Source organism: Bradyrhizobium sp. USDA 4449, from assembly GCF_054056275.1.
The window spans coordinates 5564228-5576272 of record NZ_JBSRYD010000001.1 but is presented as its reverse complement, the minus strand read 5'-3'; the positions used below and the strand labels follow the sequence as shown (position 1 = coordinate 5576272).

Below are 12045 nucleotides of genomic sequence, written 5' to 3'. Positions count from 1 at the left end.
ACAATTGACGCTCCGCGATCACAAAGTCCGGCATCAATCTCGCGAGGATATCGCTCGCGTGGCATTGAGCTGGTGGTTGATCGCGGACCGACACGGCGTCAACAGCTTCAACATCTGCACCTTTGTTCTCCAAGTCCTCGCCAAGCATTTGCGCGGCAAGGGCAAGCTGCACGTAGAATTTTGTAGCCCCGAGGACCTCCCCGAGGGAGCTTGCGTAACGTTCAATCCGCCAACGCTGCACATAGTGCAACGGATATGGGATGACGCCGGGGCGGGTGAACCGTATGCGCGCTTTATCTTAGCTCACGAGATCGGGCACATCGTGTTACACGACGGACGCGCCGTCGCATTCTCTAACGACAAAGACGCTGTTCTCAAATTTGTCGAAGAAGAAGAATCCGCCGAAGCACAGGCAAATGCCTTTGCAGACCTGTTTCTCGCCCCCGATCACGTAGCGCTCCGCTTGCGTGACGAAGATACGATTGCAGGTCTTTGCGTCGTTAGCGACACGGTGGCAAAGCGCCGCTTGAAAGATGCGCTTGCCAGCAAGCACCCTCTCTTCCCTCGGTACACGGGGGATGCCTGCGACAAATGCCGCAGCTTCACACTGCTTCATATCGGAGTTTTGCTAAAGTGCGATGAGTGCGGCGAGATCACCGAGATGTAGCCCGACCTCAGACCGCAAAACAAAGTCGTGGATAAGCGACGGACTGTTTCGACTACCTCGAATCGACGCGGCTAGATTGGTGCCGGTACGGTGATTCGAGTTCAAGAGACACCAATGCCGAGGCAAGCCTCGGCATTGGGCCCGTGAAGACCAGCTAAGGTACTTACGGGGACGTCGAGAAAGCAGAGCTTCCTCTCCGTGGCACGAGCAGTTAAGCGATTCTTTCTTCCGGCGTCTAGCGGAGCCTTAGCGTTTTCTACAGCGAGGTTCGCATATGGCGAATAATCTGCATATCTCCTACGACCTTCACGACCCGGGAAGGAACTATCACACCATCATCGCGGCGGTTCAGAGCCTTGGCGCCTGGGCGAAAATTCACTACTCGTTCTGGTATGTTAGAAGCAACTACACCGCTGAACAGGCGCGAAACATCCTCGCCAGGGCAATTGACGCCAACGACAGCATCTACATCGTCGACTCAACGAACAATAATGCTGCTTGGTTGAACATACCGCCCGAGTCATCCGATTTCATTCAACGGCGGTGGTTTTCTCTGGCCGCAGCATGATCGAGCAAGGGGGCAGCTTCACTGCCCCCTTTTTCGTTGATAGGACCTCGGAGCTCATATGGCGGACCAAGATTGCAGCTCTCGTGATTCAGATGAGAGCAACACACGAGGCCTTCAATTCCTCTGCCGACACTTAGCATTAGGTTGGGCATTACGGTGACAGTGCACTAAATCCGCCACCTCCCCATCTGGCACCGGGGGTGAAGCCTCAATCAAATGCACCGTCGCCGCAATCGCGATTACGCTGCGCTGCTGCGCTGCGTGTGACGCCCCTCCTTCACCTCTTCGATGATCTTTGCGCTGAAGGCCTTGAGGTCACCGGGGTTGCGCGAGGTGATGACGCCCTGGTCCACGACGACCTCCGAATCCTCCCACTTCGCCCCGGCATTGGCGACGTCGGTCCTGATCGATTTGTAGGACGTCATCCTGCGGCCCTTCGCGATCCCCGTCTCGACCAGCAGCCAGGGCGCGTGGCAGACCGCGGCGACGACCTTCTTGGCATCGAAGACGCTCTTGATGAATTGAAGCGCCTTCGGCTCGACACGCAGCAGGTCAGGGTTGATCTGGCCGCCGGGCAGCACGAGCGCGTCATAGTCGCCCGCAGCGGCCTGATCGAGAGTCTTGTCGACCTTGACGGGGCGGCCCCAGTCTTTCTTGTCCCAGCCCTTGATCTCGCCGGGCTGCAGCGAAATGATCTCCACAGTCGCACCGGCAGCCTTGAGGGCATCACGCGGCACTTCGAGCTCCGATTGCTCGAAGCCGTTGGTCGCCAGAATAGCGATCTTCTTCCCGGACAGTTCCATCGGTGTCTCCTTTGAGCGTGAGATGATGCCAGTCAATCGAACACTTTCGCATTTCGTTCCTCACACGCGCCCCGCGCCGAAATTGCCTTTGCGACCGAGCCCTTCGCCCTTAAACTCCCGACATCACCGGCATGGGTTCCGACGGGCTCGGTGGATGCGGAGTCAGATTATGCCCAAACCGGAAAGCTTCCCCATCGAAAAGATCTTCGTTCCGACGAAGCAGAAGAAGGCCATCAAGCCCGAGACCGTCGCGGAGGTCGCGCAAAGCATTCTGGACATCGGACAACAGGAACCCATTTCCGTCAGGCTCGACGGAGACCGCCTCGTTCTGGTCGAGGGACTGCATCGGTTGGAGGCCTGCAAGGCGCTCGGCGAGACGAGCATTCTCGGGGTCCTCGTTACGGCCGAGCTTGCTCAACACAGGCCCCTGCTCGCCGAACGACCCGAAGTCGAGGCAGAGCGCCTCAAGATGGCGCGATTGAAACAGCTGCGCCTTGAGAAGGAAGCCGCAGAGGCATCGGCGGCTGCCTTGAAGGGCGCCAGGCAGACGGAAGCGCCGCGCACCCGGCCGATGAAAGGCGTCCGCGATAATCCGAAGGCATCGCCGGGCCGGACTGCGAAACCGGCCCCGAAAACATTGTCGGCCTGGATCACGCAGCAAAAGGGCAGCGGCGGCCGCTATTGATTGTTGCGACGACGGCGATGGGCGCGCCGGATGGTCGATCGACCGAGCCGCCGGTCTCAGGCAAAATCTCACCACATGGCGGCCACCCAAGCGACGTCTGATAATCGCGATTTCAGCGCAAACGCGACGGAGGCTTGCGGCTTCAGCGATATTGAGGAGCCATTTGCGATGTTGAGTTCAATCAAAAATAAGCAAGGCGGAAAATCCGGCCGGCGCGGCGGGAAAAAGAAGGCCGCGGAACGCACCGAGGCCGACAAACAACACGCAACGGCAGCACATCAATCGCCGGATGCCGCGGCGGAGATCAGTCAGGGGAACAAGCAAGAGCAAGAAGACAGGCCGGACGTTGAGACCACCCACCAGATGAGTGCGGAGCTATCCTCAGCTGCAGCCTTGCCGCCCGGGATGGAGATCGTTGCCAGCGCCCCCGTCGCACCTGTGGAACCATCGCAGGCCTGCCCGCAGGCAATTGCCGATGCCTACAGCCGCTACATCAGCAACTCCCTTGAGCGCGCCTGGGCCCTCCTGGGAAAGCTCGCGACGGCGCGCTCACCCGTCGAGGCCTTCGAGCTTCAGATCGAGTACGCGAAACAGGCGTGTGACTCGTTCGTCGCTGAATCCCGGGAGATCGCCGGCTTGCACGAACAAATGAGCAGACAAATGTTCATGCACTTTGAGAGATTCGTGACCAGGCCCACCCAGACCACGCTCGAAGTCCGCGCGACACGTCACTAGCGACAGCTGGCGTATTCCGACGGCGCGGAGCCGAGCCCGCCATAATTTTTCCTGTGCGCGCGCGTTGTGTCGGACAGCTGCGAGACCTATCCTTCCCACGATCGGGACTGCCATCCCATTGACGCCCGACCGGATGGAGAGCGCATCGGTGCCTGACGCGAATGACCCCAACGCTGATGTTGCCAAGCCTGATACGGCCAAGCCTGATACTAAGGCTGATACCTTGAAGCCTGATACCGTGAAGCCTGATGCCGGCAATCGCGATACGGCCAATCCCGATACTGCCACACCGGACGAGGCGCGCGCCGACGACGGGCTGACGCGGGCCTACGACCGGATCAAGAGCGCAGAGCAAGACCTCGCGCGGCTGGACCGGCTGGTTTCCGGAATGGAACACAACAGCGAAGGTCCACGGGCTTCGCACGCCAGCGCCAGCGCGACGGCAACCGCCACTTCCGGAAACAAGACGCCGACGCCGGAGGCCAAGGTCTTGAGGACCAAGCCGCGCGATCAAGGCTTGAAGGGAGATCGGACCATGATGCGCGCCTTGGTCGGCCTCGTGCTGGCGATCGGCCTTCTCGGTGCCGCGTTCGCTTCGCAATATCGCGAAGAGGCCAAATCGATCAGCAGGTCGCTCATGGCACGATGGGCTCCGGCCGCGAGCCAACCCGCGCAAGCGTCCGCGGCGGACACTCCGGCGCAGCCGCCGGCCGTGGTGCTGGCTGCTGCGGATGAGCCGAGCGTGGTGCCCGCAGCACCCGTCGCGAAGGAAACCGAAAGCGCCCCGAAGCCTGCCGCCACCGTGCCCGAGGAGTCATCGTCCGATCTCGCGCAATCGCTCAAGTCCATCACGAGCGAGCTTGCGAGCATCAACGGCAAGCTCGAACAATTGAAAAGCCGCAACGAACAGACCCTGCGTGAGCAGGCCGACACCATTCAACAGCTCAAGGCCGCGCAGGAGAAGGAGACGGCGGAGAATGCGCGCCTCGCCGCACAGGTCCACGCGCTGCAGACACAACTGAGTGCTCCATCGACGTCATCCGCGCCTGTGGCCGCAAAGCCCGTCGTGCGCAGTGCGACCAATGATGCGGCTGCGCGTGCACGGCCGCACGTGCCAGAGCCCTCACCACCACGGCGACCCAGACCGCCGCGAGGACCCTGGATGCCGCCGCCCTATATGGGCGACCCCTACGGCGATCTGGATTGGTGAGCCCGCATAACGCACGCCATTAGCGCCGCGGGGTGGGCAAAGGCGCACATGCGCCATGCCCACCCGACGGACCTATGACCGTCTCACCGGACTTCGCTCATCGTCACCTTCGCGGCGATCCCGGTCAACTCGGAGCCTTCCGGTGCAACCTCCTCATCGGAAGACGGGCCGACCGAGCCTGCCGCCATTCTGCGTTTCACCTGTTCGCACGTCTTGCGGACGTCCTCGGTGAACAGCGCGCATTCTTCGATGCGCTTGAAGATCTTCCGCCCCTCTTCACGATAGCCCGTCGCCGTTTCCCGCATGAAGGCAATGGCATCATGGACCTGAGCTGTCAGCGCCTCGCACTTTTGCGCGGCGTCGATCAACTCGCTGCCCATGGCCTCGATCTCTTTCGCAGCAGACTCATAGTCGCGGATGACCGCCTCCGCACTGAGGGCGCCGACGCGCGTGACGCCTTCGGTGTGCTCGACGTAATCAGGTAAAGCAATGGATGTCAGAGAACTTCCCGAGCGTACCGAGGCAATGTCCGCTTCGAGCTGAACCAGGTTTACGCCTTGCCGTCTGTGCAATTGTTCGACACTTGCCATGATGGTCCTCCAAATACGCACCCAGAACCCCAAAACAGTATTGTGTTTATTACGGGGGTAAGTGGCATTCTACCTCGATGAATCGTTGACAGCCGCAGCTTTGCCATTTTTTCCCAACTACTGACGCCGCACGCAACGATGAGCGATTGATCGTCGCGCAACCTTTCCTTGGTGGCGGTTGCGATTACGATGACAGTGCACTCAACGCTCGGCCGGTCTCACTTTCGGGGGATCAAATCCGCTGATTTCCGCAAGCCCCTCCAACGCAATCCCACAAGCCCTGTCCATGATTTCCTCGCCCCGCGGACTCGCATTGATCAGGCTCCTGATGTCGGCCTGATACTGGTGCTTGGCGAGATTCAGCCGGTTCAGCGCAGACGACACGACATGATCGGCAATGGCAGGCGATTGCGCGATCTCGGCCAGCGCTGAATGATCGTGCCAACAGATCGCGGCGAGATCGAAGGCGTTGCGCACGGGTGCATCCGTCTGCGGCTGGAAATGAGTCCGATGGCGCGAGACCTCCACCTCCCGACATCCAGAGCTCGGGCAATGCCGGCGGATCCAATCGCAAAGCTTTTGGTTCGGCACCCGCCGCATCAAAGTCGACGTCAGGTGTTGTCTTTCCCGACGCGCACAGTATTCGAACGCCCCCTTTGCATGCACACACTCAGTCACATGAGATGCCAATATGGCGGGAGGTCACGCCAAGCCAGATCCAATGGCCAACTCGAGGAAACCGCACTGACTCTCGGTCAGGCCGGAATGCTTCCGCGGGGCCGAGCTGGATCGCTCTGATTGCAGTCGGCAGATGATCGAATGAAACAGAGGTCTTTCAAGACCCGATTTTCCCCCTCGGTCGTTTTGCTCTCCACGATTGCCACAAGATCTGTGACGGTCCCCTCCAGGATCGTGGCCACCTCCAACAGTGAGATCACCAGGCGCGGCATCCGCCGAAGTTTCTCTTCGACGGCAACCGCGCGGAGATCGTTCGACGTCTGCCCACAAAGCAGGCGCCACCCCCCGAAGGCGATCTCTCGGACATTGCCCGAGAGGTATCCAACTGACGACAAGGATTGCTTTGACTCGCCCAAGAGCTCGTCGGCCATCCGGTCCATAACCTTGATGACGGCGATCGTATCCCGCGCGACACAGGCGAGGCTATCTCCATGACCATTGTGCCTGCCGGGGTCGACGCTCTCCCTAAGCACGAAGTGCAAAGATTGATTGTGCAGGTCGGAAAGTTGAGCCACCAACGTCGAGAACCGCGATCGAGCGGTTCTAACAAGCGCTTCCAGCAATGACAGGTTGGCCTGCATCGATTCCGATGCAGCCTTCGACCTGATGAGTGTGAAGTACATCATTTGCTCCAGAGGCCGCCATGCGATAATGGCAACGCAACTTTAGGTGCGCCTCAAACAATGCGCTTGAACGTCTTGAGCCACGATTGATCAATGCGCGCCTCGAAAGCCGATCGGGCAAAGATAAGCCAACAAAAATCACATGTTGCCGACTACAAAGCCGGCCCGAGCTTGTCGGATTCGCGGGAACGTCATCGTCTGCCGTGTCCGACTCACCGCAACCTAAAATTGCTATTCGGAGAGGCCGGCGAACAGGAATCATTGCCGGTGACGTATTGAGTGTAAAGCATGAATGACGTTGGACTTTACGGCGACCGACTCGCCAAACTATTCGGGATGATCGAGCAGCCCCGAACGGGACTCGTGAAATCCCTGCAAAAGGGAACGTTCGCGGCGGTGCGCATGGCCCATTTCGGCCGAGATAGCGATCCAACCCTGCCCTCTCCTCCAGATGAGGCATTTGCACTTTGTCTGCGACTGCGCAATCAAAGGGCAGAGGCATGGATTGACGGGCGCCACGCACCCAAAGGATCGTTGATGGATGAAGCCAGCATCTACGATTTGCGATGCGAGACCGTGGTTCGATTCCAGGATCCATTTGATTTTATTTATCTCTATTTGCCGCATAGCGCCTTGAGTGGCGTTGCAGCCGAGCTCGATGCGGCTCGCGTCCAGTTCGACGTTGAGAGCGGTACAAACATCCGCGATCCCATCGTGACGCATCTTGGCAAGTGCCTGTTGCCAGCGCTCGAGAGGCCGCATGAGGCGAACGAGCTGTTTGTCGGCTACGTTGCGATGGCGCTCAACACCCATTTCCTTCGCACGTACACCAGCATCCTGGCGCCTGATCGCTTGCGCCGCAGCGGATTGACGGCGTGGCAACTTCGGATCGCGAAAGATATGATACGCTCCCATCTCGATGGAGAGGTCTCTCTCGCGCGCATCGCCAGCGAATGCGGTCTGTCGGCAGCGCATTTTTCCCGCGCTTTCAAGGTCAGCACAGGGACGCCGCCACATCGCTGGCTGATCGATCAGCGCATTGAGGAAAGCAAGGCTTTGCTGATCGGATCGACATTGTCGCTCACTGAAATCGCAATCAGGTGCGGTTTTGCCGATCAAAGTCACTTCACGAGAGCCTTCTCCGCCAGGGTGGGAACAACTCCAGGACGTTGGCGCTCGGCCCGAAGTACCTGATATGGCGCTGCCGACGGTGTGCTCGAAAGCTGTTCGATCCTACCATCACCCAGCCTAACCGCTTGAAAATACTGGACGGCAAGGGCAACCTGCGTTGGGAATCGCCGGTCCCGATCCAAACATTGCCTTTCAGCCTTCCTTCCGGAGGCTACGCTCCCGACGAGGCCCTATGACTGCCACGCCTTCCGACAAGCTCAAGCTCTTTCGAATCCGCCGCACGCCAAAAGGCGGCCGCAAGGCTGCTGCGCCGGGCCCTGACGTCGAAGAAAAGATCCTTGATGCGGCCGAGTTCGTATTTGGGCATTTCGGCTACCGCGGGGCGACGACTGCTCTGATTGCCAAGAAGGCATCGATCGCAAAACCGCACATATACTACTATTTCGAGGACAAGGAGGATCTGTACCGCGCAGTGCTGGAACGCGCGATGAATATGTGGGCGCGGGACATGGATAATCTGGACACGACGTCCGACATCAAGACCATCCTCATGCGCTATATCCATAAAAAACTCGATTTTTCGCGAGATCACCCTCATCTGTCGCGCATCTATGCAAACGAAATCATCAGCGGCGCACAATTCATCGGCAGCTTCATCGAGAAGGTCTCAACTCCATTGCTGCTCGACAAGGTCGCGACGCTGGAGCAATGGGCGGCGAGCGGGTCCATTCGCTCGATCAGCGCGGTGGATCTCTTCTTCTGCATCTGGGCAATGACCCAGGCTTATGCCGACTTCTCGAGCCAGATGATCATCATGAAGGGCAAAAGGCAGCTGGAAGAGGCAGATTTCGATTCTGCAAAAGCGACGATCGCACAGCTGGTTTTTGGCGGACTTGGGCTCGAAGCCACCGATCAGCCGACGATCCGGCCCCCCACCAGATCAGGCGCCTAGCCCATTTTTCGATCGCGCTTTTTCCTGCCCTCTTAGCTTCCAGCGAGCCGAACAGCCTGAACTTTCCTGGCGCTCGGGCTCGACCGCAAACTCTACTTTGAGTTGCTTCGCAGAGTTGGCCGAGCTCCGTTCGGGATCGTGAAAACATGCTTGTAAAACGTCTTTACCGATCGTAAAAAATATTTTATCTATCGTTATAGGGCAACATGTCGCTTGCGCGGGCCCGATCGCCTCGCATGGTGCAACCTTGGAGAGAGAGAGAGAGAGCATAGGTGACGGGCGAATGACGTCCATCTCCGCTGAGCGACAGCGACGCGGGCGGCGCTCGCATACCCGCCCCGACATGCGCGCTCGACCGAACGCGCATGTAAGATTGGCGCGGCCTTGGCACCAACGCAGCGGTTGCTATCGATTGTCCGCCCTTTCTGCGGCATTCAGCGGATGCAATTGCGCAACCGCTTCTTCCAATGCGGTTACGACCTCCAGCAACGAAATCATCAAGCATGTCGTCCGCCTCACGGTTTCATCGGCAGCGGCGGGCGACGGATTGCTCTGCTTTCGCCCGCCCGGCAATCGCCGTTGTCGAAAGTTGACGTTGAGGACGTTGCTGGACAAATGTCCGGCAGATGCCGGAGATCGCGTCGACTCCAACAGCAGCTCGCCGACCATCCGGTCCATCACCGTGACAATGGCGATCAAATCCTCGGCTGCACCAGCCAGAACATACCCGCGGTCGCCTGGATTGAAGTCACGAGAATTCCCGCCGCTCGGGGCGCTTGTCCCGGCCTGCAATTCAGTAAGTCGGTCCAGCAACATGGCCAAGCGAGAGCGAGCCGCGCGCACGAGCGCTTCCAGGAAGCTTAGGTTGGTCCGCACCGGCGCCTACAATTTAATTACTTTGAAATACATCAATGCTGCCGAGGTAATCGGCGTATTGCCGAATTCTAAGCGGATCGGCCCGGTTGCGCTTGAACATCTTGAACCAAGGTTGAACAAATCGCGCCTGCGAGGAAATGCTGCGGCGGCATGGCCGGTCGCAGATTGTACCAATCGGCTCTGTAGGCGCATCGGGAGCGGAGCGTGACCAATGCCAGCCGCTATGGAGATCGCTTTGCGAAGCTATTTCCCATGCTCCGGCAGCCGAACTCGGGAACTGTCAGATCGTTCGAGAAAGCCGCGTTTGCCGCCGTCTGGATAACGTATTCCGGGCCGGTCGGTGAGCCGACATTGCCATCCACCCCCGACGAGGCCTTTGGGCTTTGCATTCGGCTACAGCATCAGAGAGGCGAGATATGGGTCGACGGCCGGCACATACGCAAGGGCGCCTTGAAAGACGAGACGACCATCTACGATCTACGATGCGAAACGATCATTCACTTTCATGATCCATTCGACTTCCTGTACCTCCATGTGCCGCACAATGGACTGAGTAAGCTGGGGGCCGAGCTTGAGCTTGGGCGCCTGCAATATGACGTCGTAGCCGGCACGAATATTTCCGATCCCGTGGTGGCACATTTGGGGCGCTGCCTGCTGCCGGCATTGCAGAGACCTCAAGAGGCAAACGAGCTGTTCGTCGGTTATATTTCGATGGCTCTCAATACTCATTTCCTGCGCAAATATGCGATCAGCAGACCCGGCAAGCGCTCTTTCCGCAGCGGCTTGGCGCCATGGCAGCTTCGGACCGCGAAGGCACTCATCCGCACGAATCTGGGTGGCGAAATCTCTTTGGCCCAGATCGCCGGCGAATGCGGCTTGTCAGCAGCCCACTTTGCTCGCGCGTTCAGAATTAGCGTTGGGGCACCGCCGCACCGATGGCTGATGAATCAACGCATCGAGGAAAGCAAGGCCCTACTGCTCAACTCGACGCTCTCCCTGACCGAAATCGCGATCAAATGCGGCTTCGCCGATCAGAGCCACTTCACGAGATCTTTCGCGGCGGCCGTTGGTGCCACGCCGGGCCGCTGGCGGCTGATCCGAAAGGGCTAAGGCGCGCCGTCTCCGCGAAGGCCTATCTCACCAACCCCACCACCGCCGCGGCCATCTTCTTGTTGCCCTCGACGCTCAGATGACGGCCGTCGGGGCCGACGTTGCCCGGCTGCCGCCAGATCGACATGTAGGTCCCCCAGACGTCGATGACCCGGATGCCCCGTGCCTTCAACTGGCTCTTGATGGCGGCGATGTTCTGCATGGCCCTGACCGGGCTCATATTGTGCCTGACGTCATTGGCCGGGTTGTCGCAGAGGAGGACGAGCCTGGTCCCATCGGGGACGGCACTCGGCGTACGCGCCAGCGTCGCATCGGTGGTCTCGCCCCAGACGCCGGCATTGGTGACGTGAACCTGGGAGCCTCTCGCGCGCAGCAATCCCTCCAACACGGCCGGCCACATCTCGGACTCCGAGACGTTGCCGTGAACGGCGCTGTGGCCGAGAGCCACGATCTGCGCGGATGCGGGATGGACCGCGGCAACAACCAACGTGGCAACGGCAAGGACGAAAATTCGCAAGCTCAAACGTTTCATTGCCAGCTCCCCCCATTTGGATCGTTTCGATCGGGGCTGGACAAATGCCCAGTCGAGATCGGCAAGCAATGTTCGCCATCGCCCCGCGTTTGGCAACATCCCGGAGGTCGCGGGAAGCTACGACGAAAGGACAGGAGCGCTCAAACCGCGCGCCTACTCGCGCGCGCGACGAACCGCCTGCTCGAGCTTGATCCGCTGCTTGTCCCAACGGCCGTGTTCCGCCGCGGCCCGTTCATCCAGCGCAGCGCGCTCGGCCTCGATCGCCTCCGCCCGGGCCTGGTGGTCCTGCCTTGCTTGGTCCAGCGCCGCCTGCGCGGAAGCGAGCGCCTTGTCCCGGCGCGCGCGCGCCTTGGCGCGGGCGGACTCTTCCTTGCGGCGCGCGCTTTCGCGTCGCTGCTCTTCCCTGGCAAACGCCGCAGCGGCCGCTCGCGCCTGTCGATCGCCGGTCCCGGACTTCGCCGCATCCCTGGCCGGACTCTTGATCGGGCGCTTCTTTGATTTAGACTTGGATTTAGACTTAACTTTATACCTGGATTTCGGCTTGTCCTCGTCGCCGGCGAGATCGGTCGGCAATGCGGCGTGCTCGCTGAACGGGCCGTCCGATCCTACCGCCCGCCTGAGCACGACACCGGGGGCCGCCATGGTCGCGGCGACGATGTCGGGGTCGTCGGTCTCCTTGGCGATGCCCTGATGAAACAGGTTGGACTTGGCGCCCCAGGCGTCCAGCGCCGCCTTCATCGAAGGTGCGGCGACCGCCTGGTCGTAGAAGCCGAGCGAGGTCCGGTAGGTCTTCAGCTTTCTTGATGGCTTTCTTGCCATGTCGCC

At 59.9% G+C, this 12045-nt stretch carries 15 protein-coding genes; 8 read left to right on the top strand and 7 right to left on the bottom strand.

From position 1 onward, the window contains the following. Positions 1-4: 4 nt before the first annotated feature. On the top strand, positions 5-667 hold the full coding sequence (locus ACVIIW_RS26085; RefSeq protein WP_456703362.1) for an ImmA/IrrE family metallo-endopeptidase: 663 nt from the start codon (positions 5-7) through the stop codon (positions 665-667). A 274-nt stretch (positions 668-941) separates the two neighbouring features. Continuing rightward, on the top strand, positions 942-1235 hold the full coding sequence (locus tag ACVIIW_RS26080) for a hypothetical protein (RefSeq protein WP_456703361.1): 294 nt from the start codon (positions 942-944) through the stop codon (positions 1233-1235). Positions 1236-1474: 239 nt separating this feature from the next. Here ACVIIW_RS26080 and ACVIIW_RS26075 read toward each other — a convergent pair whose 3' ends face one another. After that, entirely contained in the window at positions 1475-2038 is a 564-nt protein-coding gene (locus ACVIIW_RS26075) for a type 1 glutamine amidotransferase domain-containing protein (RefSeq protein ID WP_456703360.1), read from the bottom strand. A 169-nt stretch (positions 2039-2207) separates the two neighbouring features. Between ACVIIW_RS26075 and ACVIIW_RS26070 the strand changes: the two genes are divergently transcribed. The 3 genes from ACVIIW_RS26070 to ACVIIW_RS26060 all read left to right on the top strand — a co-directional run bounded on the left by ACVIIW_RS26070 (position 2208) and on the right by ACVIIW_RS26060 (position 4668). Then, positions 2208-2723, top strand: a complete 516-nt coding sequence (locus ACVIIW_RS26070; RefSeq protein WP_456703359.1) for a chromosome partitioning protein ParB — start codon at positions 2208-2210, stop codon at positions 2721-2723. A 75-nt stretch (positions 2724-2798) separates the two neighbouring features. Further along, positions 2799-3458 carry a phasin family protein gene (locus tag ACVIIW_RS26065; protein ID WP_456703358.1) on the top strand — a complete coding sequence of 220 codons (660 nt, stop codon included), beginning with the start codon at positions 2799-2801 and terminating at the stop codon, positions 3456-3458. A 148-nt stretch (positions 3459-3606) separates the two neighbouring features. After that, positions 3607-4668 (top strand): hypothetical protein, encoded by a 1062-nt coding sequence (locus ACVIIW_RS26060; RefSeq protein ID WP_456703357.1) that lies wholly within the window; start codon positions 3607-3609, stop codon positions 4666-4668. A gap of 83 nt (positions 4669-4751) precedes the next feature. Here ACVIIW_RS26060 and ACVIIW_RS26055 read toward each other — a convergent pair whose 3' ends face one another. The 3 genes from ACVIIW_RS26055 to ACVIIW_RS26045 all read right to left on the bottom strand — a co-directional run bounded on the left by ACVIIW_RS26055 (position 4752) and on the right by ACVIIW_RS26045 (position 6619). Next, on the bottom strand, positions 4752-5258 hold the full coding sequence (locus tag ACVIIW_RS26055) for a hypothetical protein (protein ID WP_456703356.1): 507 nt from the start codon (positions 5256-5258) through the stop codon (positions 4752-4754). A gap of 201 nt (positions 5259-5459) precedes the next feature. Beyond that, positions 5460-5735, bottom strand: a complete 276-nt coding sequence (locus ACVIIW_RS26050; protein WP_456703355.1) for a hypothetical protein — start codon at positions 5733-5735, stop codon at positions 5460-5462. A 278-nt stretch (positions 5736-6013) separates the two neighbouring features. Beyond that, positions 6014-6619, bottom strand: coding sequence for a hypothetical protein (locus tag ACVIIW_RS26045; protein WP_456703354.1), 606 nt, complete (start codon positions 6617-6619; stop codon positions 6014-6016). A gap of 288 nt (positions 6620-6907) precedes the next feature. On the opposite strand from ACVIIW_RS26045, the gene ACVIIW_RS26040 reads away from it, so the two are divergent. Continuing rightward, positions 6908-7813, top strand: a complete 906-nt coding sequence (locus ACVIIW_RS26040) for a helix-turn-helix domain-containing protein (RefSeq protein WP_456703353.1) — start codon at positions 6908-6910, stop codon at positions 7811-7813. Positions 7814-7982: 169 nt separating this feature from the next. Next, positions 7983-8702, top strand: a complete 720-nt coding sequence (locus ACVIIW_RS26035) for a TetR family transcriptional regulator C-terminal domain-containing protein (protein WP_456703352.1) — start codon at positions 7983-7985, stop codon at positions 8700-8702. 405 nt (positions 8703-9107) lie between these two features. Here the strand turns inward: ACVIIW_RS26035 and ACVIIW_RS26030 are convergent, their stop codons facing one another. After that, positions 9108-9524 (bottom strand): hypothetical protein, encoded by a 417-nt coding sequence (locus ACVIIW_RS26030; RefSeq protein WP_456703351.1) that lies wholly within the window; start codon positions 9522-9524, stop codon positions 9108-9110. Between the two features lie 258 nt (positions 9525-9782). Between ACVIIW_RS26030 and ACVIIW_RS26025 the strand changes: the two genes are divergently transcribed. Continuing rightward, entirely contained in the window at positions 9783-10688 is a 906-nt protein-coding gene (locus ACVIIW_RS26025; RefSeq protein ID WP_456703350.1) for a helix-turn-helix domain-containing protein, read from the top strand. A gap of 22 nt (positions 10689-10710) precedes the next feature. On the opposite strand, the gene ACVIIW_RS26020 is transcribed toward ACVIIW_RS26025, so the two are convergent. Both ACVIIW_RS26020 and ACVIIW_RS26015 read right to left on the bottom strand, forming a co-directional pair. Continuing rightward, on the bottom strand, positions 10711-11220 hold the full coding sequence (locus tag ACVIIW_RS26020) for a GDSL-type esterase/lipase family protein (RefSeq protein ID WP_456703349.1): 510 nt from the start codon (positions 11218-11220) through the stop codon (positions 10711-10713). Positions 11221-11373: 153 nt separating this feature from the next. After that, on the bottom strand, positions 11374-12039 hold the full coding sequence (locus ACVIIW_RS26015) for a cell envelope biogenesis protein TolA (RefSeq protein WP_456703348.1): 666 nt from the start codon (positions 12037-12039) through the stop codon (positions 11374-11376). Between the last annotated feature and the right edge of the window lie 6 nt (positions 12040-12045).